Below are 23,003 nucleotides of genomic sequence, written 5' to 3' on the forward strand. Positions count from 1 at the left end.
GCGGGTCAGGGGGTCAGGGCTTGCGGCAAGGTCACGGCACGCAAGCCGTCGGCGTGAAGGCGCTCGAGCAGGAGAGGCAGGACCTCGAGCACCACCGGGCGCCCGCTGGACGTGCGCGCGGCGTTGCCGTCGTGCAGCAGCAGGATGTCGCCGGCACGGAGGTCCTTCGTGAGGCGCGCGAGCACGGTGGCCGCATCGCGCTCGCGCGTATCGAAGCCACGGCGCGTCCAGCTCACCAGCACCAGCCCCAGGCGATGCAGCACCGGCGCAAGAAACGGGTTACGCAGCCCCGCCGGGGCGCGGAAGCAGATGGGGCGCTCGCCAGTCACCTCCTGCAACAGCTGCTGCGCGCGCGCTATCTCGGCATGAAAGCCGCGCGGCCCCAGAAAGGAGAAAGTGTGGCGATGCCGCGCCGTGTGGTTCTGGATGCTGTGGCCGCGCTCGACGATCTCGCGTGCCAGCGCCGGCTGCTCTCGCACGCGCTCGGCGATGCAGAAGAACGTGGCGCGCTGGCCATGGGCATCGAGCAGGTCCAGCACCTGCGACGTGACCTCGGGATCGGGCCCGTCATCGATGGTGATCGCGACCTCGCCCCGCGCGGCCGATGCCGCCGGCAGCCGCGTGACGTTCGGCCCCAGCAGGCTGCTTCGCGGCGTCAGGCCCGCGGCGGTGATCAGCACATGGTTCAGCACCACTGCGCCGATGGCCCAGGGCCACGCGCCCGGCACCAGGAGCGCCGCCGCGAGCGCCGCCAAGTGCCAGCCGACGCTGGCGCGCACGACCGGCGGCCAGGGCCACGATCCGGAGACATCAAGGGTTTGCGACATCGATGCCGATTTTCCCATCAGCCGCGCACGGCGGACGGCTGCGCCGGGCCCCGCGCGAAGGCGGCAGACAGCAGCAGCGCCAGCAGCGCACCGGGCGCGACCACGCGGCCGATGGCGGACAGCGCCGGAATGTCGGAGATCGCGATCAGCGTGAAGGACACCACCGTCGTCAGGTTGGCCAGCAGCAGCGAGGCCAGCGTGTCCTCGTCGGCGCGGCCGGTCTCGCGCAGCTGGTCGAAGAAGAGCGCGTAGTTCGAGCCCACCGCCACCACCAGCAGCAGCCCGACCAGGTGCAGGATGCCCAGCGGCACCTGCAGCACGGCCAGGCCGCCCAGCGTGAGCAGCACGGCGACCAGGAGCGGTTCGCACACCGCCAGCAGCCGGCGCCCCGAGCGCAGCCACGCGCCCAGCAGCACCACTACCGCGAGCGCGCCCAGCATGACCTGCACGAAGGCCTCGTGCAGGTAGCGCCGGTAGAGGCCGCGCAGCTCGTCGCCCACGTTGACCACCTGCACCTCGGGCACCGCGGCAAGCGCGGCCTCGAGCCGCTTCGGGTCGAAGCGCTCGCCCGGGTGCAGCGCGATCAGCGTCGACCAGCCGCCGCCGGGGCGTTCGAACATCAGCGCGCTGGCGACCGCATCCAGCGGGCCACCGGCCAGATCGGTGCGGTGGACCAGGGGCTGCCCGCGCGCTTTCTCGACATCGGCCAGGAAGGGTTCGAGCCGACTGGCCGGCAAGGGCAGGCCCTGGGTGGCCTCGGCCAACCGCGCCTTCAGGGTCCCGGCATCGGGCAGGCTGGCGATGCGCGCAGCCTGCGCCGCCTCGCTCGGCAACACGCGCGTGACGCTTTCGAAGCCGGCAAGCTCGCCCTGATCCAGCAGCGCCTCGAGCTTCGCGCCCGCGGCCTCGGTGTTGCGCAGCGCCGCCTGTTCATCGGCGCCGCGCACCACCACCAGCGTGCCGCCGTCGCTGGCGCCAATGTCGGCGCGCAGCGCCTCGTCGAGCTGCTGCGCCGCCTTGGGCACCGGGCTCATCGCGCTCAGGTCCGCGCGCCACAGCTGGCCGCCCTGCCAAAGCACCAGGCCGAGCGCTGCGATGCCGAGGCCGGCGAACACCAGGCGCAGCCGCGGCAGGGCCCGCACGATCAGGCCGGCCATGTGCGCCATCTGCCGCCGCATGCCCATGCCGGCCGCGCCGTCGGGCGCCAGCACCGGCAGCACGAAGCGCGCCACCAGCGCCGCGGCGATCAGTCCGGCCAGCGAGAACACGCCGAGCTGCGCCAGGCCGGGAAAGCCCGAGAACACCAGGGCCGCGAAGCCGCAGACCGAGGTAAGCAGGCCCAGGCGCACCGTCGGCCAATGAATCTCGCGCCAGCGCATCCACCCGGTACCCGGCACCGCGGCGCCGCGTGCCTGGATCAGGTAGTAGATGGCATAGTCCACGGTCTCGCCGATCAGCGTGCTGCCGAAGCCCATGGTCAGGCCGTGCACCTCGCCGAACGCCAGGCTTACCGCTGCCGTGCCGCCGACCACGCCGGTGGCCACCGGCAGCAGCGCCACCACGAGAGCGCGCGGCGACGCGAAGGCGAGCAGCAGCAAGGCGCCCATCACGATCCCGCCGACGGTCGCGAGCTGGATGGCCTCGTGCTTGATCTGGTCGCGGCTCTGCACCGAGAACACGGGCGCGCCGGTCAACTGCAAGCGCGGACCGGCGCCGCTCATTTCGCGCGTGGCGGCATCGAAGGCCTGCTGGATTTGCGCGATGGCCTGCGCCTGCGCGTCCAGGTCGCTGCCGGCGGCATGGGTGGTGGCGAGGATCAGCGCGCGCGGCGCGGTGCGCGAGACCCACACGCCCTCCTCGCTGCGGGGCGAGCTCGCCGGGATGAGGCCCTCTGCGATGCGCTGGGTCTCGCCGGTCGGGTCGCGCTCCAGCAGCGGCTTGACGAGATTGCCGGCCGGGGTGCCCAGCATCGACAGGGTGTCTCCGATGGCATCGCGCAGGCCTTCGGCCGTGAAGCGCCCGGGCGCGATGCCGGGCGACAGTTGATAGCGGTGCTCGAAGAGCCAGGTGCCGGCCTCCTTCCAGTCCCCGGTCTCGCCGTTTTGCACCTGGTCGAACAGCTTGCTCTCTCGCATCGATGCCGCGACGGCGCGCGACACCGCCCCGCGCTGTGCGGCACCCTTGCCACCTTCGATGCCGATGAAGACGGTACGCGAGGCAATCCCGCTTTGCAGTTGCTCGATCAGCACACGCTGCCGCTCGTCGGGGCTTGCGGGCAGGAAGGCGGAGAGGTCGGCGCTGAAATGCGTGCGTGCAATGAGCGCAATGCCCGCCGCCAGCGCCAGCAGCCAGATGACGATGGCCAGCGCGTGGCGCCCCCGGCCGGCAGCTGCTGCCTCGGGCCGGCTCACGATGCGCCGCGCACCGGCGTGATGGCCATGACCGAACGGTCGCCGCCGATGAATTCCATCTCGACGCCGAGAACCTCCCCCGCCTTGCCCGTCAGGCGCAGCGAGCGCACCTGGGCGGCCAGCTTTTCGTCGATGGGGACGAGGTCGAGCGCCCACTTGTCGGTCGTGCCCGTGAGCGTGCTGCGAAAGTAGCGCTGCAGGGTCTGCACGTTGCCATTCAGGGTGCTGCGCATGGCTTCGACCATGCCGAGCAGCTCGGGCATGCTGTCCAGCGTCAGCGTGCGGGTGCGGCCACCGCGCGACAGGGTCAGGGTGTTGCCGTCGACCGTCATGGTCTCGGGCCGTGGCGTGAGCGTGCGCCGTGTGAGCCGATCCGGCGCCTGGAAGCTCAATGTGCCGCTCGCGTCGAGCGGCCCTTCGATGCCGCGCACGAAGCGTTGCTCGGTGAAGCGTGCCTCGCCGTTCTTCTGCCGGGCGAGCAGGACCATCAGCTCGGGCAGTTCGAAAGCCCAGGCGGAGGAGGCAGTGAAAGCCAGCGCGGCTACCAGCCAGCGCGACCAGCGCTCAATCTTCTTGCCAGAAGTCATGAAAGTTGAACCAGTTGTAGGGATAGGCACGGCACAGGGCTTCGAGCCGCGCGACATAGCTTTCGAGCGCAGCGCGGATGCGGCGTTCGCGCTCCACCGGGTCGGACACCCGTTCGCTGAAGTCGGCCAGCGGCTCGAAATGGACATCGTAGCGCGCGCCCCCCACATAGAGGCCTGCCATGAAGAACACCTTGCGCCGCAGCAGCGCGGCCAGCCGGAACGGACCGTCGTTGATCAGTGCCGGATGCCCGAGAAATGGCAGCTCGATGCTGTTGCCGCGCTGCTGGCCCGCTTCCTCCGGGCCCGGCAAGGTGCGGTCGCCCAGCAGGCCCGCGAGGCCACCTCCGTCCAGCCAGTCGCGCAGGTCCAGCATGGAGTGCGGCCGACCCAGCGCGATGATGTGCGGCCGCAGGCCGGGCTGGGCGATGGCGTCGAGCACGGCGCTGATCTGCTGCGCGTTGTCCTGGTACATGAGCATCGCGAGCCGCAGGTCCTTGGGCCGTCCGCTCTGGTGCTTGCACGCGCCCAGGGCCTCGAAGCTGCCGATGTGCGCGCCGAGCATGAAGGCGCCGCGTCCGGCGGCGACCTCGGCCTCCACAGGCGCGTTGCCATGCACGCGCACATCGAACAGGTCCATGCGTCCGCGCAGGAAGTAGATGCGATCGAGCACGGTCGACGCGAAGGCGTGCAGCAGCTTGTAGCCATCGGACCAGCCCGCCCGTGGCCCGATGGCGCGGAACAGATAGCGCTTGATGTGCCGGCGCGGGGCGGGCGAGAACAGCAGGAAGTACAGGCAGATCGGATGCAGCACCAGTCTCGCCAGCGGTCGCCCGCACCGAATCGCGATCCAGCAGATCACACGCAGCGCGAGCATGTTGCTGCGCTCCGGCGTGCGCGACCAGTCGGCTCGGCTCGATTTGGCATCGCCGGCTTCGCGCAGCGATGCCGCGCGGATGGGCACGCTTTCGCCTTCGGCTGCGGTGCTATTCGCCTTCGGAACGGCCGTGCGGCTCACTGGAACACCTTCGCCTTCGGCTGCGGTGCTATTCGCCTTCGGAACGGCCGTGCGGCTCACTGGAACACCTTCGCCTTCGGCTGCGGTGCTATTCGCCTTCGGGACGGCCGTGCGGCTCATGGCTCTCCACCGGGAGTCCAGCGGCCGCTGGCGGCGACGACCTCGGCCACTCGCACTTCGAAGCGCAGCCCACGCGAGGTGCCGCTCTCGGGCGTGAGGTCGATGTGCAACAGGCTGCCCGGCCGCACAGGCGCCAGGAACTTGGCCGCGGCAAGCGTGGGCCGTGGACCCAGGCGCGCCGACAGCGCGGGCACGCGGCGGGCGGCTTCGAGCACTTCGGACAGCAGCAAGGCGCCGGGCAGCAGCGGCTGCCCCGGAAAATGGCCCGCGAAAACGGGATGGTCCGCGGGCACCTCGTGCGTGAGCTGCACCGGCGTTCCGTCCGCGGCCAGTTGCGCCAGTGCGAACTCGCGCAAGGCGCGCACCGTCAACTTGCCGGTACCCTCGCGCGGAAAGGCATTCACATGCACCACGCGGCGCGGCACGAAGACCGCTTCGAGGCGCTCGCGCAGCGCAGCCACGATGGCGTGCGCATCGAGCGTGGGCGCGACCACGAAGGCGACCGGGCGCACCACGCCGTCGGTCACGTCGTCGGGCAGCCAGAAGGCGCCGTCTTCCACGCCCGGAATGCTGTTGAGGTGGTGGTTGAGGTAGCCCAGCGAACTGCGCCGGCCGGCAACGTGGATCAGGTCGTTGGCGCGCCCGAGCAGGCGGAAGCGGCGGTCGTCGAGCAGCTCCAGCACGTCGGCCATGGGCGTCGGCTCGGGCACGAAATCGCCCTCGAAGACGAAGCGCTCGGCCCCGGCGTCGTCATGCTCTGCATGCACGCGGATTTCGCCGAAGGTCTCCCAGACCTCGCTGCGGGTCGGCCGCCGGGTCGCGACCTGGCCCGATTCGGTGCTGCCGTAGATTTCGATCAGCTGGCCGCCCATCGCCTGCTCGGCCTGGGCCGCGAGCTGCGGCGAGAGCGGTGCGGTGGCGGAGAGGATCAGGTCCACCGGCGGCAGCGCCATGCCGGAGAGCAGCAGCGTCTTCAGGTGGAAGGGCGTCGTGACGAGCGCGCGCGGCTGCGGCACGGAGGCCAGCGCCTGGACGACGTCCGCGGGGAAGAAAGGCCGGCCGCTGTCGAAGGCGGCGCCGCCAAGCATCGCGAGCAGCGCAGAGGATTCGAGCCCGTAGCTGTGCTGCACCGGCACGGTGGCCACCAACGTCAGGCCGGCCAGCGAAGGACGCCCGAGCAGCTCGGCCAGACGGGCCACCGCGGCGGCCACATCGCCCACCAGCGTGCTCCAGGACTTGGCATGTGGTTGGGGCGCACCGGTGGAGCCCGAGGTTAGAAGGCTGACGGCATGCAGGCCGGCCTCAATCTGCGGTACCACGTCATGCGCACCCGAGGCGTCGGGCGGGGCGCGGTGCTCGACCAGGACGCGCGGCATACCGGGGGTCGCGACCTGCGGGTCGTCCAGCAGCGCATACGTGCGGCCGTCCGGTTCCACCAGCCGTGCCAGCGTATCGGCCCGCGCATCCGGAGGCAGCAGGCTCGCCTGGCCACGCACCAGCGCTGCTGCAAGCCCGAGCGCGAAGGCATAGCGATCGGTGCAGAGGTTGACCACCGGGCCGCCCTCGGGCAGCTGCGGCGCCAGGCGCGCCACGTCGGCCAGGAACTCGCGCGCGCTCACCGGCACGCCGGCGCGCCAGGCGAGCGGCGCGTCCGGATCGCGGTCGCTCAGGAGTGGAAGAAGATCAAGGCCAGTCACATTCATTGCCGTGCGGCCGGGTCGACCGGCGCGCTGTAGAAAGCGCGCACCGTGTCGATCAGGCGGGTGCGCTCGAATTCAGGATGCAGCCGGTAGCGCAGCAGGTACTCGCCCACGAAGAGGACTCCGACCATCAGGGGCGTCAGCAGGTTGGCCAGTACCGACCAGGCAGCGAAGGACATCGTGGCATAGACCGCCACCGAGGCCAGCACCATCAGCGCGAAGTACACGGTCCAGACGCCGGTCACCCGCCAGGTGTACTCGCGCATTCCGGGCGACAGCGGGTGGATGCGTGCGGCGAACTGGCCGATCAGCGAAAGCCGGTCGCGCCGCAGCGTACTGCCGAACCAGCCGCACAACAGCGCATTGATGCCCACATGCTGCAGCATGTAGAGCCGGTTGGGGTCGCCCGCCTCGCCGCGCAACACCAGCGCGAAACCGAGCACACCGAGCGCCGCCGCGATCGCCAATCCCCAGGCACCGAAACGGCTGCCCGCCAGCCCCAGCGCCGTCAGCCACAGCGGACCGAGCAGCACCCCCACCGCCCAGGGCTCGGCGGCATGAAAGAGCATCATCCACTGGGAAACCCCGGCATAGGCCACCCCCGCGAGCAGCAGGAGCGCCATGCGCCATCGAGACATGACTCAGGATTCGCCGCGATTCTGGGCGACGTGGGCTGCGAGGCTGCGCAGCGACTGGAAGATCTGCTGATTGCGTTCGTCGTCCGAGCGCAGCTGGAAGCCGTACTTGCGCGAGACCTCGAGCGCGACCTCGAGGATGTCGATCGAATCCAACCCCAGTCCTTCGCCGTACAACGGCGCCGTCGGCGCGATGTCGGAGGGTGCGATCTCGAGGTTCAGCGACTCGACCAGAAGCACGGCCAGCTCGTTCTCCAGAGCGGATTGCTCGGGCGCATCGCCAAGGGCGGAAATGGAAGATTGGGTCGAGGACAAAAGGGGACTCCGGGGGCTTTTGAATGAACTATCGCACGGGGTCGGAATTATAGGAGGCACCCCCACGGGCCTTCGATAGACTGCGGCCAGTCCCCAACCCGGAGCATCCCATGGCCGAACCCCTCCTCATCGCCCGCCGCGACACGACCGAATGCACCCTTCTGCCGGGGCTCGCCAACCGCCACGGCCTGATCACCGGCGCCACCGGCACCGGCAAGACCGTCACGCTGCAGACCATCGCCGAGAAGCTCTCGGCCATTGGCGTGCCGGTCTTCATGGCCGACGTCAAGGGCGACCTGACCGGCGCCAGCCAGCCGGGCAACATCGGCGACAAGATGGCAGCCACCCTGAAGGAGCGGGGCCTCGACCTGCCCCAGCCGATGGCCTGCCCGGTCACCCTCTGGGACGTGTTCGGCGAACAGGGCCACCCGGTGCGCGCCACGGTCTCCGACATGGGGCCGCTGCTCCTGGGCCGCATGCTCAACCTCAACGAGACCCAGGCCGGCGTGCTGAACCTGGTGTTCAAGATTGCCGACGACAACGGCCTGCTGCTGCTCGATCTCAAGGACCTGCGCGCGATGCTGCAGCACGTGGGCGAGAACGCCGGGCAGTTCACCACCGAGTACGGCAACATCAGCGCCGCCAGCGTGGGGGCGATCCAGCGCGGCCTGCTGCAGATCGAGAGCCAGGGCGGCGACAAGTTCTTCGGCGAGCCGATGCTCAATATCTCGGACTTCATGCAGACCGAAGGTGGCAAGGGCGTGGTCAACATCCTGGCGGCCGACAAGCTGATGAACTCGCCGCGGCTCTACGCCACCTTCCTGCTTTGGCTGCTGTCGGAGCTGTTCGAGCAATTGCCCGAGATCGGTGACCCCGAGCAGCCCAAGCTGGTCTTTTTCTTCGACGAGGCGCACCTGCTCTTCAACGAGGCGCCGAAGGCCCTGGTCGAGCGCATCGAGCTGGTGGTGCGGCTGGTGCGCTCCAAGGGCGTGGGCGTGTTCTTCGTGACGCAGAACCCGCTGGACATTCCCGACACCGTGCTGGCGCAGCTGGGCAACCGCGTGCAGCACGCGCTTCGCGCCTTCACGCCGCGCGACCAGAAGGCGGTGAAGGCCACGGCCACGACGATGCGGCAGAAGCCGGGCCTGGACATCGAGACCGCGATCACCGAGCTGGCGGTGGGCGAAGCGCTGGTGAGCTTCCTCGATGCCAAGGGGCGGCCCAGCATCACCGAGCGCGTCTACGTGCTGCCGCCGGGCAGCCAGATCGGGCCGATCACGCCCGCACAACGGCAGGCATTGATTGCGAACTCGCTGGTGGCAGGCGTCTACGAGAAGTCGGTGGACCGCGAGTCGGCTTACGAGAAGCTCAAGGGGCGCGCAGAGACGGCACCGGATGCGCCTCCTGCGTCTGCCGGAAAGCCGGGTGCCGCAGCGCCGGCCGAATCGGGCGGCGTGATGGGCAGCCTCAACGAAATCCTGTTCGGCTCGACCGGCCCGCGCGGCGGCAAGCGGGATGGCTTGGCGCAGACCATGGCGAAATCGGCGATGCGGACGATGGGGACGCAGGTGGGGAAGGAAATCTTGCGGGGGGTGCTGGGCGGGATCTTCGGGGCCAAGACGCGGCGGTGAAGCGTCGTACCCATGAACATCACCTCGCCAACCGGGGCAAGGGAGGTCTGGTTTCGGGACGGGACGGACTCAGCAACGAGGCCATGCTGGACGCAGCCGAGCGCAGCACCTGATCTCACACCGCTATCGGGTGTGCCCATGCCCAATACGGGCGTGCGGGAGATGGAATTGGCCTTCGCCCGCGAGTCTTACCAGCGCAGCAACCGAGGCCCGATGAGCGCCCCCGCCAGCACCGGCAGCCCCATTCCGATCACATACCAGATCGCCAGGAACGGCGCCGCCAGCTCTGGGCAGTGCAAGGCATAAACCGCGGCCCCCGCACCTGCCGACATTGCTCCGGCCGCCGCGCCTGCCAGCGCGGGCTGCGTGGGCGCCAGGCCCTTGAGAGCCACCAGCGAAGCCACGAACACCGGCAGCGAGATCAGCGCAATGTTGAAGGCGCAGCTGCGCCAGGTCTGGCCCCATACCATCGCCGCGCGCTCGTCCGTCGGTGCCATCAGCCAGGCAGCCAGTCCCATCGTCCAGAGCAGCAGCACCGGCACGACCAGCCCCAGCCAGCCGGCGCGCACGCGCACCCCGGGCCGCGCCAGCCGCTGAACGACCGCAAAGCCCGCCACCGCAATACACGCCGGGAACAGCAGCTTGACCCAGAACATCGGCCAGAACATGGTCTGCACGAGGTCGCGCCGCACGCCGTATTCGATGGCCATCAACGCGATCGAGATCGGCAGGCCGGCCGCAAGCGCCAGCGCAAGGCGCCGCGCCGCGGCGTGGCGCGGCACCGGCTCCGCACGTGCCGCCAGCAAGGCCACAAGCTCGTCTGTTTTCATGATGAGGACTTTCCGATCTTCAATGCCAGGGCCTTCAGCCCGCGGTGGATGCCGACCTTGACCGCCGACTCCGACATGCCGGTCAGGCGCGCGGTCTCGGCCACCGAGAGGCCTTCGAGCTTGACGTGGACGATCGGCACCCGGTGCCGGTCCGGCAAGGTATCGAGCAGTCCGGCCAGGTCGCGCCGCGCATCGCTGGCTTCGGTGGCCGATTCCGTGAACACGGCGAGCTCGTCATCCAGCGGGTCGTGCAGTGCCTCTCGAACGGATTTGGCGCGCAGGAGGTCGATCATCTTGTAGCGCGCGATCGCATGCACCCACGCCGTCAGCGGCTGGTCGCTCTGGTAGGTATGGCGCTGGTTGTGCATGGCGAGCAGGCATTCCTGGACAAGATCCTCTACTTCATCGGGCCAGCCGAACAAGCGCCTGGCCAGAAACGCACGCAGGTGGGCGCTGAGCTTCTGCAGGAAGGCGTGATAGGCCTGCGCATCTCCATCCAGGCCTCGCACGAACAGCTCGTGCAGCACCGTCTCCGCATCGCTGTTTGCCATCGGACTGCCACTGGTCATTCGTGCTTTCTGCTCCGCCGGTTACAGCCAGCGCAAAAAAAGAAAATCCGGCGGATTGTGCCGCGCGCTGTAACCCGGCTTGCGAAGGCCGCGAAGTAGAAACCGACTGCGCCGGACGGTGCAGTTGAAATCTTCACTCAACCACTGGAGCACATTCCATGATCACTTGTCCCCTCGCCATCACCGCCCTCGCCCTTGGCGCGCTCGCCGCCGGTTCCGCCATCGCCCAGGACACGAAGCCGATGGCAGACAAGATGGCCAAGATGGAGAAATGCTACGGCGTCTCGATGGCCGGCAAGAACGACTGCGCTGCCGGCCCCGGCACCACCTGCGCCGGCACCTCGAAGGTGGACTACCAGGGCAACTCCTGGAAGAACGTGCCCGCCGGCACCTGCACCACGATCAAGACGCCCAAGGGCATGGGCTCGCTCGAGCCGATGAAGTCCTGATCGATCTTGCCGCGCCGTCCACCATGCCTTCCCCTGCGCTCACGGCCGGCCTCGGCCTCAAGGCCGAACACTACGACGACGCGGTGTCGGCGCGGGCCGAGGGCCTGTGGTTCGAGGTGCATCCCGAGAACTACATGGTGGCGGGCGGGCCGCGGCTCGGCTGGCTGGAGGCGGTGCGCGAACGGCATCCCGTCTCGCTGCACGGCGTCTCGCTCTCCCTCGCAGGCGAGAGCGAACCCGATGCCGCGCAGTTGCGCCGGCTGGCAGCGCTCGCCGACCGCATCCGGCCCGCGCTGATCTCCGAACACCTGGCGTGGTCGACCTGGAACGGCCACTACTTTCCCGACCTGCTGCCCTTCGCGCGCACGACCGAAGCCCTGCATCGCATCGCGGCGAACATCCACCGGACACAGGACGCGCTGGCCACGCCGATCGCCGTCGAGAACCCCTCCCACTACCTGCGCTTCGATGGCCACACCTGGGACGAGATCGACTTCCTGGCCGAGCTGGCGCGCCGCACCGGCTGCACGCTGCTGCTCGACATCAACAACGTCCATGTGTCGGCACGCAACCTGGGCTACTCGGCGCAGGCCTGGCTGGACCGCTTTCCGGCCGCGCTGGTCAGCGAGATCCATCTCGCCGGCCATTCGCAGGACCCGGCACTGGGCGAGGCCCTGCTGATCGATTCGCACGACGCGCCGGTCGCGCCCGAGGTCTGGCGCCTCCATCGCCGCTTCGTCGAGCGGGCCGGCGCGCGGCCCACGCTGATCGAGCGCGATGGCAACTTGCCGGCCTTCGACACGCTGATGGCGGAGCGCAGCCTCGCCGAGGCTGCGTTGCACGAGAGCGCCGGCGCCACCGAGGAGCAGGCATGAGCTTTCACGACGCCTTCGCCCAGGCCTTGTTCACGCCTGAGACAGTGGCGGACCCAGCCGTGCGACAGCTTGCCGCGCAGCCCGCCTTCGCGGTCTATCGCAACACGGTGATGAAGGGCTGCATCGATGCGCTCGAAGCCAACTTCCCTGCCGTTGCGCGGCTGGTGGGCAGTGAGTGGTTCCGTGCCGCGGCCGCGCTGCATGCGGCGGCGAACCCGCCCCGCGATGGACGGCTGCTGCACTACGGCGACGGCTTCGCAGACTTCCTCCAGCGTTTCGAGCCTGCCGCCGAGCTGCCCTACCTGCCCGATGTCGCACGCCTCGATGCGCTTTGGCGCGAGGTCCACGCTGCCGGAAACGCGCCACCGCTCGACGCGGCGTGGCTGGCGAGTCAGGGGCCCGAGCGGCTCGGGACTCTGGTGCTGCGCCTCCACCCGGCAACGCGCTGGGCCTGGTTTGAAGAGCAGCCGATCTACAGCATCTGGGCGCGCAACCGCGGCAGCGCCCAGGGCGAAAACGAAGAACTCGCCTGGCCCGGGGAAGGCGCACTCCTCACGCGCCCTGCCGATGCGGTGACCTGGCGCGCCATCGGCCGGCCCGGCTGCGCTTTCCTCGATGCCTGCGCTGCCGGGCTGTCACTCGCCGAAGCCGCCGAGCAGGCCCTGGCCTTCGATGCCGAATGCGATCTGAAAACGCTGCTCGAAGACCTGCTGCGCGCCGGTGCCTTCAGCACCCTCTCCGACCCTTTCCCTGAAAGCACGCCATGAGCTCCAACACTGCCGGATCCGCCCCCCTTGCCACGGACGGCGCGCACCGCCTCCGCGCACGCTGGAACCGTCTCGCCGAGGGGCTCACGCGCCTCGTCTCGCACGACCTGCTGGCGCTCGCCACGCGCGCGGGCATCGCCGCCATCTTCTTTCTATCGGGCCGCACGAAGGTCGAGGGTTTCCTCACGCTGACCCCCAGCGCCTATGAGCTGTTCCGCACCGAGTACAAGCTGCCGCTCGTGCCGCCCGAGCTCGCGGCCCATCTGGCGGCCTACGCCGAGCACCTGTTCCCGATGCTGCTGGTGCTGGGTCTGTTCACTCGCCTCTCGGCACTCGCGCTGCTGGGCATGACGCTGGTGATCCAGGTCTTCGTGTATCCCGACGCGTGGCCCACGCATCTCTCATGGGCGGCGCTGCTGCTCTATCTCGTCGGGCGCGGCGGTGGTGCGCTGTCGCTCGACCGCATGTTGCGCATCGGCTAGCGCCGCAGGCGCGCGGCTTGCCAGCCGCAGAAGCCCTCGCTACATTGTGTTTTTTGAGGGCCTGCAATGTCCGTTGACGCCGTTCCGACTCCATCCTCGCCGACGCTTTCCCCGAATCCTTCCGAGCCCTCGTCTCCCGCGCCTCCATCCATTTCGCCGGGCGCTCCTGCCGCGCAGCGGCCGCACATCCGACTGACCTCGCACGCGGGCGGCATGGGCGCGCTGCCGATCCAGTGGGGCGCTGCCACCCCCGCCGAGCGCGGGCCGGTGGTCGGCACCACCACCAAGCGCGCACACCGCAACGTCATCGGCACGCACAGCGGCTCCTACAGCGTCTACCGCGCGCTGGCCGTGGCGGCGGGCGCGCTCAAGCGCGAGCACAAGGCCGACCTGACCAACACCGCACCCACCGACGTGATCGGGCCCTACCCGCAGTGGAGCGAGCCGGGCCGCATCGTCTCGCTCGACCCCTGGGGCGCGGTGGTGGCCGACGCCTTCGCGGCGGAGCTGGCGGCCGGCTACGACATCCGTCCCACCATCGCGATCACGAAGGCGCACGTGATCCTGCCCGAGGTCATCGAGGGGCTGCAGAAGGGGCGGCTTATGGCCGACGGCAAGTTCCTCACGGCCGGCGGCGCGGCCATCGTCACCAAGGCCGCGATCGAACCCGTCTGGTACCTGCCCGAGGTGGCCCGCCGCTTCGGCTGCTCCGAGACCGACCTGCGGCGCGTGCTGTTCGAGGAAACCGGCGGCATGTACCCCGAGCTCGTGACCCGCTCCGACCTCGAGGTCTTCCTGCCGCCCATCGGCGGCCAGACCCTCTACATCTTCGGCAATCCGCGCGACCTGGCGAACCCCGAGGTCGAGCTCACCGCGCGCATCCACGACGAGTGCAACGGCTCGGATGTCTTCGGCTCCGACATCTGCACGTGCCGGCCGTATCTCACGCATGCCATCGAGGAGTGCATCCGCGGCGCGCAGCGCGGCGGCGTCGGCCTCATCGCCTACTCGCGCAAGGAAGGCCGGGCGCTCGGCGAGGTGACCAAGTTCCTGGTCTACAACGCCCGCAAGCGCCAGGTGGGCGGCGACACGGCCGACCAGTACTTCGCGCGCACCGAATGCGTGGCCGGCGTGCAGGACATGCGCTTCCAGGAGCTGATGCCCGATGTCTTCCACTGGCTGGGCATCCGCAAGATCCACCGCCTGGTTTCGATGAGCAACATGAAGTTCGACGCCATTGCCGGTTCGGGCATCGAGATCGGCGAGCGGGTGAACATCCCCGACGAGCTGATCCCGGCCGACGCGCGGGTCGAGATGGACGCCAAGATGGCGGCCGGCTATTTCACGCCCGGCATCGTGCCGGACGCCGAGGAACTCAAGAAGGCCAAGGGAAGGACCCTCGATACATGAGCAAGAACATCTATGGGCTCGACCCGGATCGCGCCACCTCGAATGCCGCAGTGCACCACGCCGATGCGCAGGGCCATGTCGACCCCGCGCTCGAGTTCGTCGAGGACACGACCCGGCCGGCCGGCGCTGCCGCCTTCCTTCGCAACACGCGTGCGATCCGCATCCGCGCCAACGCACTGCTGGCGCGCGCGCGTCGCGGCGAGTCCGAGTGGTTCACCATCGGTGACGAGGACGTGCTCGCGCAGACGGCAAGAACGGTGGCGGAGGTGACGCGCGAGCGCTACGGCTCAGGTCCCATCCCCTTCCACAGCCGCTGGCGCCATTTCGAGGCCGGCGGGGTCGACCGGCTGCAGGAACTCGACCGGCTGCTCGGCCCGGTCGAGCCTTCGCAGCGCGCCCGCGCCCACATCGACCTGGTGCTGGTGAGCGTGCTGCTCGACGCGGGCGCAGGCCCCCACTGGCACTACACCGAGCCGGCCACGGGGCGGCGTTTCACCCGCTCCGAAGGGCTCGCCGTGGCGAGCTTCCATGCCTTTACCGGCGGCCTGTTCTCGTCCGACCCCAACCGGCCGCTGCAAGCCGACGCTGCCGGTTTGCGGAACCTGGTCACCGACCGGCTGGGCGATGCCCTGCAGATCAGCGATGCCAACCAACTGGTCGGCCTGCCCGGGCGCGCCATGCTGCTGCGGCGGCTCGGCGAAGCCATGAGCGAGCAGCCGGAGACCTTCGGCGATCCGGGCCGCCCGAGCGGCATGCTGGATGCGCTGGTCAGTCCGCTCGGGCCGAACATTCCCCCGACGGCCGAAGTCGGCGCGCACGACATCCTGACGCTGCTGCTGGAATCGCTGTCGCGCATCTGGCCCACCGCCAACGTGATCGGCCTGGGCGCAACGGGTCCGAGCGATGCGGTGGGCGGCGTCGCGCCGAACGAGCCGGTGCTCGCGCTCGGCGACTGCTGGCGGCACAGTGCCGTGCGCGGACCCGGGCTCACCGACGGATGGATGCCGTTCCACAAGCTCTCGCAGTGGCTCGCCTATTCGCTCATCGAGCCCTTCGAACGGGCCGGCGTCAGGGTGCGCCACCTGGAGGCACTGACGGCGCTGCCGGAGTACCGCAACGGCGGCCTGCTGATCGACAGCGGCGTCATCGTGCCCCGGGACAAGGCCATGCTGGAGCGCACGTGGAACGTGAGCGACGAGTTCATTGTCGAATGGCGTGCGTTGACCATCGCGCTGCTCGACGAAATGGCGGCACGTGTGCGCAAGGTGCTCAACCGCAGCGAAGAAGAGCTGCCGCTGGCCCGCGTGCTCGAAGGCGGCACCTGGGCCGCGGGCCGCGTGCTGGCACAACGCTTGCGTGGAGGAACACCGCCTCTGCGCATCGAAAGCGACGGCACCGTCTTCTAGACTCCCACTTTCGAAAAACGCATTCAAGCCCCCATGAGCAACGTCCACCTCGTCGATCACCCCCTCGTCCAGCACAAGCTGACGCTGATGCGCCGCAAGGAGGCCAGCACCAACAGCTTTCGCCGCCTCCTCAACGAGATCAGCATGCTGATGGCCTACGAGGTCACGCGCGACATGCCGATGCAGGACATCGAGATCGAGACCCCGCTCGAAACCATGAACGCCAAGGTGATCGACGGCAAGAAGGTGGTGCTGGTCTCCATCCTGCGCGCCGGCACCGGCATTCTCGACGGCATGCTCAGCGTGGTGCCGGGCGCGCGCGTGGGCCACATCGGGCTGTACCGCGACCCCAAGACGCTGACGGCGGTGGAGTACTACTTCAAGATGCCGGGCGAGATGGGCGAGCGCGACTGCATCGTGGTCGACCCGATGCTGGCGACCGGCAACTCGGCGGTCGCGGCAGTGGAACGGCTCAAGGAACTGAACCCGAAGTCGATCAAGTTCGTGTGCCTGCTGACCTGCCCCGAGGGCATCGAGACGTTCCAGGCCGCGCACCCCGACGTGCCCATCTACACCGCGGCCATCGACCGCGAGCTGAACAGCCACGGCTACATCCTGCCGGGCCTCGGCGACGCGGGCGACCGCATCTTCGGAACGAAATGACGCTCGCCCCCAGGTTGCCCAGCACTTCGTGTCCGGGCGCCCACCCCCTACCGGGGGCAACACCAGCGGCCCGGCAAAGCCGGTTCCGCGGTGGGGGTGTTGCTCGCCCCCAGGTTGGCTCACTTCGTGTAGCCGCCCACCCCCTACCGGGGGCAACACCAGCGGCCCGGCAAAGCCGGTTCCGCGGTGTTTCACGAATGGGTTGCAAACTGAGGAGAAGACTGTGTCACTACGCCGCCAACTGATCATCCGTTCCGTCGCCCTTGCCGCAGCGCTCGCAGCCAGCGCACCCGGCCTTGCGCTTGCGCAGGCCAAGCTCAAGGTCGCGGCGGTCTATACCGTGCCCTTCGAGCAGCAATGGGTCGGTCGCATCCACAAGGCGCTGAAGGCGGCGGAAGCGCGTGGCGAGATCGAGTACAAGGCCACCGAGAACGTCGCCAACGCCGACTACGAGCGCGTGATGCGAGAGTACGCGCAGGCCGGCAACCAGCTGATTCTGGGCGAGGTCTTCGGCGTCGAGGCGGCAGCGCGCAAGGTCGCCAAGGACTTCCCGAAGACGGCCTTCCTGATGGGCTCGTCGCTCAAGCCGCAGGCGCCCAACTTCTCGGTCTTCGACAACTACATCCAGGAGCCGGCGTATCTCTCCGGCATGGTCGCCGGCGGCATGACCAAGACCAACAGGATCGGCATGGTGGGCGGCTTTCCCATTCCCGAGGTCAACCGGCTGATGAACGCCTTCATGGCTGGCGCGAAGGAGACCAATCCGAAGGTCGAGTTCAGCGTGAGCTTCATCAACAGCTGGTTCGATCCGCCCAAGGCCAAGGAGGCCGCTTTCGCAATGATCGACAAGGGCGCCGACGTGATGTACGCCGAGCGCTTCGGCGTCAGCGATGCGGCCAAGGAAAAGGGCAAGCTCGCCATCGGCAACGTGATCGACACGCAAGACAAGTACCCCGACACCGTCGTGGCCTCGGCGCTCTGGAACTTCGAGCCTTCGGCCGACCGGGCCATCAAGCTGGTGAAGGAAGGCAAGTTCGTCGCGGAAGACTACGGCCCGTATTCGATGATGAAGCACAAGGGTTCCGAGCTGGCGCCGCTGGGCACATTCGAGAAGAAGGTGCCTGCCGAGATCGTCGCCAAGGTCAAGGCCAAACAGGCCGACATCCTCGCGGGCAAGTTCATGGTGAAGGTGGACGACAGCCAGCCAAAATCCACCGCGAAGTAAGCGCGATGGTTCGTTCCTGCTCCCTCTCCCGCCTGCGGGAGAGGGTTGGGGTGAGGGCACCGTGCGGTGGATAGCGCTCAGCCTCGACAACCGTCCGGCGCCCTCAACCCCGCCCTCGCCCAGCGGGAGAGGGAGCAAGACATCGTGCTGCGGCTGCGCGGCATCACCAAGCGCTTCGGCACGCTGGTCGCCAACGATGCGATCTCACTCGAGCTCGGTGCCGGCGAGGTGCTTGCGCTGCTGGGCGAGAACGGCGCAGGCAAGTCGACGCTGATGTCGATCCTCTTCGGCCACTACACCGCCGACGAGGGCGCGATCGAAGTCTTCGGCAGGCCGCTCGCGCCCGGCCAGCCCAAGGCGGCGCTGGCCGCGGGGATCGGCATGGTGCACCAACACTTCACGCTGGCCGACAACCTCAGCGTGCTCGACAACGTGACGATGGGGACCGAGCCCTTGTGGCGACCCTTCTCGCGCCGCGGCGCCGCGCGCGCCAGGCTGCTCGAGGTCTCGCAGCGCTTCGGCCTGCCGGTGCAGCCGGAAGCCCGGGTCGGCAGCTTGTCGGTGGGCGAGCGGCAGCGGGTCGAGATCCTCAAGGCGCTGTACCGCGGCGCGCGCATCCTGATCCTCGACGAGCCGACCGCCGTGCTCACGCCGCAGGAAAGCGAAGGGCTGTTCCGCACGCTTTCGCAGATGGTGGCCGACGGGCTCTCCATCATCTTCATCAGCCACAAGCTCGACGAGGTGCTGCGCGTCTCTCACCGCGTGGCCGTCTTGCGCGGCGGCAAGCTGGTCGCCGAGGCGCCGACGCGGGAGACGACGGCCGCGCAGCTGGCGCTCTGGATGGTCGGCCATGCGGTCGAGGGCGTGAGGCGCACGCCGGCGCGGCAGGTGGGCGATGCCGTGTGCGTGCTCGACCGGGTGCGTACCGCCGGCGAAGGGCACGACCGTCTGCTCGATGTCTCGCTGAGCTTGCGGGCGGGCGAGATCACGGCCGTGGCGGGCGTTTCCGGCAACGGCCAGGCCGCGCTGGCGGACCTGCTCGGCGGCGTTCGCCGGGCCACTGGCGGCAGTGTGCAGCTGATGGGCCGGGCCCTGCCCCCCTCGCCTGCCCGGCTGGTTCGGCGGGGGGTGGCCCGCATCCCGGAAGACCGGCACGCCGTCGGCGTGGTGGGCGATCTGCCCATCTGGGAAAACGCGGTGTCGGAGCGGCTGCGCAGTGCGGCCTTCTCGCGCTGGCTCTGGGTGCGGCGCGCCGCGGCGCGTGCCCATGCGCGGCGCGTCGAGCAAGCCTTCGACGTGCGAGGCGCCGGGCTGGACGCGCCCGCGCGCGCGCTCTCGGGCGGCAACATGCAGAAGTTGATCCTCGGGCGGGCGCTGCTGGCGCCGGACGCGGCGCAGAACAAGACCCCGCGCCTGATCGTCGCGCACCAGCCCACCTGGGGCCTGGACATCGGCGCCGTCGCCTATGTCCAGCAGCAGTTGATTGCGGCACGCGATGCCGGCGCCGCGGTGCTGCTGATCTCCGATGACCTGGACGAGGTGCTGGCGCTGGGCGACCGGGTCGCGGTGATGCACGGCGGGCGCCTGGGCGAGCCGCGCGCGGCTTCGGCGTGGACGCGCGAAGCCATCGGAATGGCGATGGCGGGGTCTGCCGGATGAGGCTGGAGCGCCGCCACGAGACGTCGCGCGCCGCGCTGCTGCTGGCGCCCGTCGGCGCGGTCGGCTTCACGCTGCTGGTCAGCGCGCTGCTGGTGCTCTGGGCCGGTGCGCCGGTGGGCCGCACCTATGCGCTGCTGCTGCAGGGGGGCTTCGGCTCCGTCTTCGCATGGAGCGAGACGCTGACGCGTGCCACGCCCCTGATCCTCACCGGCCTCGCCGCGACCGTCGCCTTCAAGGCGCGGCTCTTCAACATCGGTGCGGAGGGGCAGTTCTACGGCGGCGCGCTGGCCGCGGTGGCCGTGGGCGGACTGCACGGCGGCACCGGCTTCGCATTGCCGCCGTGGCTGCTGTTCCCCCTGATGATGGCCGCGGCCGCCAGCGTGGGCGCGCTGCTGCTGCTCGGGCCCGCGTTGATGAAGAACAGATTGGGCGTGGACGAGGTGGTGACCACGCTGCTCATGAACTTCATCGTGCTGCTCGCGGTCTCCGCCCTGCTGGACGGACCGATGAAGGACCCGACTGCGATGGGCTGGCCTCAAAGCGTGTCGCTGCAGCCGGAGCTCGAACTGAGCAGGATGATTGCGCAGACCCGCGTCCACACCGGCCTGCTGTGGGCGGGCGCGCTGGCGGTGCTCGCCTGGATCCTGTTCAAGTACACCGTGGCCGGCTTCGACATCCGCGCGCTAGGCGCCAACGCGCGTGCCGCAGCCTTTGCCGGCGTGCCGGTCACGCGTACCGTGGTGCTGGTGGCCTTGATCTCCGGCGCGCTGGCCGGGCTGGCCGGCGCGATCGAGGTCGCGGGCCGCACCAGCTATGTCACGCTGGACCTGTCGCCGGGTTACGGCTACAGCGGCATCGTGATCGCGATGCTGGCCGCGCTGCATCCGCTGGGCGTGCTGGCCGCAGGCGTGTTCGTGGCCGGCATCCAGGTGGGAGCGGACACGATGAGCCGCGCCATCGGCGTGCCCACCTATATCGCCGATGTGATCGTCGCAGCCTCGCTGATCGCGGTGCTGGTCGCCACGCTCCTCACGCAATACAGGCTGCGATGGAAATAGCCGACATCCTTTCCAACCAGGCCTTTTGGGTGGCGGTGCTGCGCATTGCCACGCCGCTGGTCTTCGGCACGCTGGGCGTGCTGCTGTGCGAACGCGCGGGGGTGTTGAATCTCGGCATCGAGGGCATCATGGTCGCGGGCGCCTTCGCCGGCTGGCTGGCCGTGTATGCAGGTGCGCCGCTGTGGGCGGGGGTGGCGGTGGCGGCGCTCACCGGCGCGGTCTTCGGGTTGCTGCATGCCTTGCTGACCGTGGGCCTGGCGCTTTCGCAGCATGTGTCGGGCCTGGGCATTACGCTGCTGGCGACGGCGCTCAGCTACTACGGATACCGCGTGAGCTTCCCCAAGGTCAGCACGCCGCCCACGGTCACGCCCTTTGCGCCGATGGAATGGCTGCCCGTCCCGGTGCTCGACGCACAGACCCCGCTGACGCTGCTGGCGTTGCTGCTCGTGCCGCTGCTCGCCTATGTGCTCCACCGCACGCCGCTCGGGCTGGCGCTGCGGATGGTGGGCGAGAACCCGCAGGCGGCCGAGGGCCAGGGCGTGTCGGTCGCGGCCGTGCGCACTGGCGCGATCGTGGCGGGCTCGGCGCTGATGGGCGTGGCGGGGTCCTTCCTGACGCTCGCGGCCTTCAACGCCTTTTTCTTCAACATGGTCAACGGCCGCGGCTGGATCTGCGTGGCGCTGGTGGTGTTCGCCTCGTGGCGGCCGGGCAAGGCGTTGCTGGGCGCGCTGCTGTTCGCCTTTTTCGACGCGCTGCAGCTGCGGCTGCAACAATCGGGCGACGCGCTGTTGCCCTACCAGCTATACCTCATGCTGCCCTATGTACTGTCGATCGTGGCGCTGGTGCTGGTGGCGCGCAAGGCGGGATATCCGCAGGCGCTGATGAAGCCTTATCGCAAGGGAGAACGCTAGCGTGCTGTCCGGCGAGTACCTGCACATGATGAAATCGATGCGTTTCGGGTCAGGGCAAGGCGCAAACCGGAGCGATACCCGCAGGCATCGAGAGGATTTCCAACGCCGCCATGGCCCGAAAGGCGCGATTTCATGTGCAGGCACTCGCCGAACAGGACGCTAATATGCTCGATCTGCTGGTCCACGACGCCACGCTCCCCGATGGGCGCGGCGGCATGTCCATTGCTGTGCAGGACGGCCGCATCGCCGAGGTGACGGTTGGGCTGCATGCACCGGCGCACGAGACGCTCGACGCGCAGGGCCTGCTCGTCGCGCCGCATTTCGTCGATCCGCACTTCCACATGGACGCAACGCTGAGCTACGGCTTGCCGCGAGTCAACCAAAGCGGCACGCTGCTCGAAGGCATTGCGCTGTGGGGCGAGCTCAAGCCGCTGCTCACCGCCGAGGCGCTGATCGAACGCGCCATGGCCTATTGCGACTGGGCGGTGGCCAAGGGCCTGCTCGCGATCCGCACCCATGTGGACACCAGCGACCCGAGCCTGCTCGCGGTCGACGCCCTGCTCGAGGTCAAGAAGCGCGTGGCGCCCTACCTCACGCTGCAGCTGGTCGCCTTCCCGCAGGACGGCGTCCTGCGCACACCGGGCGGCGTGGACAGCCTGAAGCGCGCGCTCGACAAGGGCGTGGACGTGGTCGGCGGTATCCCGCACTTCGAGCGCACCATGGCCGAGGGTGCCGCCAGCGTGAAGCTGCTGTGCGAGCTCGCCGCCGAGCGCGACCTCCCGGTGGACATGCACTGCGACGAGTCGGACGACCCGCTCTCGCGCCACATCGAGACCCTGGCCTTCGAGGCGCAGCGGCTCGGGCTGCAAGGGCGCGTGACGGGCTCGCACTGCACCTCCATGCACTCGATGGACAACTACTACGTGAGCAAGCTGCTGCCGCTGATCGCCGAGGCCGGCGTCGGCGTGGTCGCCAATCCGCTGATCAACATCACCCTGCAGGGGCGGCACGACACCTACCCCAGGCGCCGTGGCATGACGCGCGTGCCCGAGCTGATGGCGCAGGGCGTGAACGTGGCCTTCGGTCACGACTGCGTGATGGATCCGTGGTACGGCATGGGATCGGGCGACATGCTGGAGGTGGCGCACATGGGGCTGCACGTGGCACAAATGACCAGTCAACAGGGCATCCGCCAGTGCTTCGACGCAGTGACGGCGAATGCCGCGAAGGTGCTCGGGCTCTCGGGCTACGGCCTGGAGGCGGGCTGCGACGCGAGCTTCGTGCTGCTGCAGGCGCGCGATTCCGTCGAGGCGATCCGGCTGCGCGCGCCGCGGCTCAAGGTCTGGCGCCAGGGCCGGCTGCTGGCGGAGACGCCGGCCGCGACGGCGGCGCTTCATCTGCCGGGCCGGCCCGCCGCGACGGGCTGGATGCAGCCGCGGACCTGAGCGCCTCGCATCT

General features: G+C 69.3%; 22 protein-coding genes. 13 read left to right on the plus strand and 9 right to left on the minus strand.

Features of this window, described 5'->3' with window-relative positions; genetic code table 11:
• Window positions 1-5 precede the first annotated feature (5 nt).
• The 7 genes from E5CHR_RS17685 to E5CHR_RS17715 are packed head-to-tail and all read right to left on the minus strand — an operon-like array spanning window position 6 to window position 7,610.
• Window positions 6-845 (minus strand): polysaccharide deacetylase family protein, encoded by an 840-nt coding sequence (locus tag E5CHR_RS17685; RefSeq protein WP_162581052.1) that lies wholly within the window; start codon window positions 843-845, stop codon window positions 6-8.
• Window positions 845-3,238: an MMPL family transporter gene (locus tag E5CHR_RS17690; RefSeq protein ID WP_232062101.1), complete on the minus strand. Its 2,394-nt coding sequence runs from the start codon at window positions 3,236-3,238 to the stop codon at window positions 845-847. The genes E5CHR_RS17685 and E5CHR_RS17690 overlap by 1 nt, the downstream gene beginning before the upstream one ends.
• Complete coding sequence (locus E5CHR_RS17695; RefSeq protein ID WP_162581053.1) at window positions 3,235-3,825, minus strand: LolA-related protein; 591 nt, start codon at window positions 3,823-3,825, stop codon at window positions 3,235-3,237. Before E5CHR_RS17695 ends, E5CHR_RS17690 begins: the two co-directional genes overlap by 4 nt.
• Window positions 3,803-4,960 (minus strand): acyl-CoA synthetase, encoded by a 1,158-nt coding sequence (locus E5CHR_RS17700; protein ID WP_232062102.1) that lies wholly within the window; start codon window positions 4,958-4,960, stop codon window positions 3,803-3,805. The genes E5CHR_RS17695 and E5CHR_RS17700 overlap by 23 nt, the downstream gene beginning before the upstream one ends.
• The gene (locus tag E5CHR_RS17705; protein ID WP_162581054.1) at window positions 4,957-6,663 is read right to left on the minus strand and encodes an AMP-binding protein; all 1,707 of its coding nucleotides are present in this window, start codon (window positions 6,661-6,663) and stop codon (window positions 4,957-4,959) included. Before E5CHR_RS17705 ends, E5CHR_RS17700 begins: the two co-directional genes overlap by 4 nt.
• Window positions 6,660-7,298, minus strand: a complete 639-nt coding sequence (locus E5CHR_RS17710) for a hypothetical protein (protein ID WP_162581055.1) — start codon at window positions 7,296-7,298, stop codon at window positions 6,660-6,662. Before E5CHR_RS17710 ends, E5CHR_RS17705 begins: the two co-directional genes overlap by 4 nt.
• Before the next feature lie 3 nt (window positions 7,299-7,301).
• Entirely contained in the window at window positions 7,302-7,610 is a 309-nt protein-coding gene (locus tag E5CHR_RS17715) for a phosphopantetheine-binding protein (RefSeq protein ID WP_174255724.1), read from the minus strand.
• 110 nt (window positions 7,611-7,720) lie between these two features.
• On the opposite strand from E5CHR_RS17715, the gene E5CHR_RS17720 reads away from it, so the two are divergent.
• Entirely contained in the window at window positions 7,721-9,241 is a 1,521-nt protein-coding gene (locus E5CHR_RS17720; protein ID WP_162581056.1) for a helicase HerA-like domain-containing protein, read from the plus strand.
• A 188-nt stretch (window positions 9,242-9,429) separates the two neighbouring features.
• Here the strand turns inward: E5CHR_RS17720 and E5CHR_RS17725 are convergent, their stop codons facing one another.
• Complete coding sequence (locus E5CHR_RS17725; RefSeq protein ID WP_162581057.1) at window positions 9,430-10,071, minus strand: DUF1109 domain-containing protein; 642 nt, start codon at window positions 10,069-10,071, stop codon at window positions 9,430-9,432.
• Entirely contained in the window at window positions 10,068-10,640 is a 573-nt protein-coding gene (locus tag E5CHR_RS17730; RefSeq protein ID WP_174255725.1) for a sigma-70 family RNA polymerase sigma factor, read from the minus strand. Before E5CHR_RS17730 ends, E5CHR_RS17725 begins: the two co-directional genes overlap by 4 nt.
• A gap of 158 nt (window positions 10,641-10,798) precedes the next feature.
• On the opposite strand from E5CHR_RS17730, the gene E5CHR_RS17735 reads away from it, so the two are divergent.
• From E5CHR_RS17735 to E5CHR_RS17790, 12 genes are all read left to right on the plus strand, one after another.
• Window positions 10,799-11,089, plus strand: a complete 291-nt coding sequence (locus tag E5CHR_RS17735; RefSeq protein ID WP_162581058.1) for a BufA1 family periplasmic bufferin-type metallophore — start codon at window positions 10,799-10,801, stop codon at window positions 11,087-11,089.
• A 23-nt stretch (window positions 11,090-11,112) separates the two neighbouring features.
• Complete coding sequence (gene bufB, locus E5CHR_RS17740; protein WP_162581059.1) at window positions 11,113-11,964, plus strand: MNIO family bufferin maturase; 852 nt, start codon at window positions 11,113-11,115, stop codon at window positions 11,962-11,964.
• Window positions 11,961-12,731: an HvfC/BufC N-terminal domain-containing protein gene (locus tag E5CHR_RS17745; RefSeq protein ID WP_162581060.1), complete on the plus strand. Its 771-nt coding sequence runs from the start codon at window positions 11,961-11,963 to the stop codon at window positions 12,729-12,731. The genes bufB and E5CHR_RS17745 overlap by 4 nt, the downstream gene beginning before the upstream one ends.
• A complete protein-coding gene (locus E5CHR_RS17750; protein ID WP_162581061.1) occupies window positions 12,728-13,213 on the plus strand; it encodes a DoxX family protein in 486 nt (161 codons plus the stop codon). The genes E5CHR_RS17745 and E5CHR_RS17750 overlap by 4 nt, the downstream gene beginning before the upstream one ends.
• A gap of 66 nt (window positions 13,214-13,279) precedes the next feature.
• Window positions 13,280-14,623 (plus strand): GTP cyclohydrolase II, encoded by a 1,344-nt coding sequence (locus tag E5CHR_RS17755; protein ID WP_162581062.1) that lies wholly within the window; start codon window positions 13,280-13,282, stop codon window positions 14,621-14,623.
• Window positions 14,620-16,029 carry a URC4/urg3 family protein gene (locus E5CHR_RS17760; protein ID WP_162581063.1) on the plus strand — a complete coding sequence of 470 codons (1,410 nt, stop codon included), beginning with the start codon at window positions 14,620-14,622 and terminating at the stop codon, window positions 16,027-16,029. Before E5CHR_RS17755 ends, E5CHR_RS17760 begins: the two co-directional genes overlap by 4 nt.
• A gap of 33 nt (window positions 16,030-16,062) precedes the next feature.
• The gene (gene upp, locus E5CHR_RS17765) at window positions 16,063-16,692 is read left to right on the plus strand and encodes a uracil phosphoribosyltransferase (RefSeq protein ID WP_162581064.1); all 630 of its coding nucleotides are present in this window, start codon (window positions 16,063-16,065) and stop codon (window positions 16,690-16,692) included.
• Window positions 16,693-16,915: 223 nt separating this feature from the next.
• Entirely contained in the window at window positions 16,916-17,917 is a 1,002-nt protein-coding gene (locus tag E5CHR_RS17770) for a BMP family protein (RefSeq protein ID WP_162581065.1), read from the plus strand.
• A gap of 144 nt (window positions 17,918-18,061) precedes the next feature.
• The gene (locus tag E5CHR_RS17775; protein ID WP_232062103.1) at window positions 18,062-19,576 is read left to right on the plus strand and encodes an ABC transporter ATP-binding protein; all 1,515 of its coding nucleotides are present in this window, start codon (window positions 18,062-18,064) and stop codon (window positions 19,574-19,576) included.
• Window positions 19,573-20,634 (plus strand): ABC transporter permease, encoded by a 1,062-nt coding sequence (locus E5CHR_RS17780; RefSeq protein WP_162581066.1) that lies wholly within the window; start codon window positions 19,573-19,575, stop codon window positions 20,632-20,634. The genes E5CHR_RS17775 and E5CHR_RS17780 overlap by 4 nt, the downstream gene beginning before the upstream one ends.
• A complete protein-coding gene (locus tag E5CHR_RS17785) occupies window positions 20,625-21,545 on the plus strand; it encodes an ABC transporter permease (RefSeq protein WP_162581067.1) in 921 nt (306 codons plus the stop codon). The genes E5CHR_RS17780 and E5CHR_RS17785 overlap by 10 nt, the downstream gene beginning before the upstream one ends.
• Before the next feature lie 164 nt (window positions 21,546-21,709).
• Entirely contained in the window at window positions 21,710-22,990 is a 1,281-nt protein-coding gene (locus E5CHR_RS17790; protein WP_162581068.1) for an amidohydrolase family protein, read from the plus strand.
• Window positions 22,991-23,003: the final 13 nt, after the last annotated feature.

The sequence above is a fragment of the Variovorax sp. PBS-H4 genome (assembly GCF_901827205.1).
Lineage (GTDB): Bacteria > Pseudomonadota > Gammaproteobacteria > Burkholderiales > Burkholderiaceae_C > Variovorax.

What these genes read in the sequence shown, in the direction of transcription:
- upp (WP_162581064.1), top strand. Translation starts at nt 16,063, where the DNA reads ATGAGCAACGTCCACCTCGTCGATCACCCCCTCGTCCAGCACAAGCTG.
- E5CHR_RS17790 (WP_162581068.1), top strand. Translation starts at nt 21,710, where the DNA reads ATGCTCGATCTGCTGGTCCACGACGCCACGCTCCCCGATGGGCGCGGC.
- E5CHR_RS17750 (WP_162581061.1), top strand. Translation starts at nt 12,728, where the DNA reads ATGAGCTCCAACACTGCCGGATCCGCCCCCCTTGCCACGGACGGCGCG.
- E5CHR_RS17705 (WP_162581054.1), bottom strand. Translation starts at nt 6,663, where the DNA reads ATGAATGTGACTGGCCTTGATCTTCTTCCACTCCTGAGCGACCGCGAT.
- E5CHR_RS17760 (WP_162581063.1), top strand. Translation starts at nt 14,620, where the DNA reads ATGAGCAAGAACATCTATGGGCTCGACCCGGATCGCGCCACCTCGAAT.
- E5CHR_RS17745 (WP_162581060.1), top strand. Translation starts at nt 11,961, where the DNA reads ATGAGCTTTCACGACGCCTTCGCCCAGGCCTTGTTCACGCCTGAGACA.
- E5CHR_RS17730 (WP_174255725.1), bottom strand. Translation starts at nt 10,640, where the DNA reads ATGACCAGTGGCAGTCCGATGGCAAACAGCGATGCGGAGACGGTGCTG.
- E5CHR_RS17710 (WP_162581055.1), bottom strand. Translation starts at nt 7,298, where the DNA reads ATGTCTCGATGGCGCATGGCGCTCCTGCTGCTCGCGGGGGTGGCCTAT.
- E5CHR_RS17685 (WP_162581052.1), bottom strand. Translation starts at nt 845, where the DNA reads ATGGGAAAATCGGCATCGATGTCGCAAACCCTTGATGTCTCCGGATCG.
- bufB (WP_162581059.1), top strand. Translation starts at nt 11,113, where the DNA reads ATGCCTTCCCCTGCGCTCACGGCCGGCCTCGGCCTCAAGGCCGAACAC.
- E5CHR_RS17700 (WP_232062102.1), bottom strand. Translation starts at nt 4,960, where the DNA reads ATGAGCCGCACGGCCGTCCCGAAGGCGAATAGCACCGCAGCCGAAGGC.
- E5CHR_RS17725 (WP_162581057.1), bottom strand. Translation starts at nt 10,071, where the DNA reads ATGAAAACAGACGAGCTTGTGGCCTTGCTGGCGGCACGTGCGGAGCCG.
- E5CHR_RS17695 (WP_162581053.1), bottom strand. Translation starts at nt 3,825, where the DNA reads ATGACTTCTGGCAAGAAGATTGAGCGCTGGTCGCGCTGGCTGGTAGCC.
- E5CHR_RS17785 (WP_162581067.1), top strand. Translation starts at nt 20,625, where the DNA reads ATGGAAATAGCCGACATCCTTTCCAACCAGGCCTTTTGGGTGGCGGTG.
- E5CHR_RS17735 (WP_162581058.1), top strand. Translation starts at nt 10,799, where the DNA reads ATGATCACTTGTCCCCTCGCCATCACCGCCCTCGCCCTTGGCGCGCTC.
- E5CHR_RS17755 (WP_162581062.1), top strand. Translation starts at nt 13,280, where the DNA reads ATGTCCGTTGACGCCGTTCCGACTCCATCCTCGCCGACGCTTTCCCCG.
- E5CHR_RS17780 (WP_162581066.1), top strand. Translation starts at nt 19,573, where the DNA reads ATGAGGCTGGAGCGCCGCCACGAGACGTCGCGCGCCGCGCTGCTGCTG.
- E5CHR_RS17720 (WP_162581056.1), top strand. Translation starts at nt 7,721, where the DNA reads ATGGCCGAACCCCTCCTCATCGCCCGCCGCGACACGACCGAATGCACC.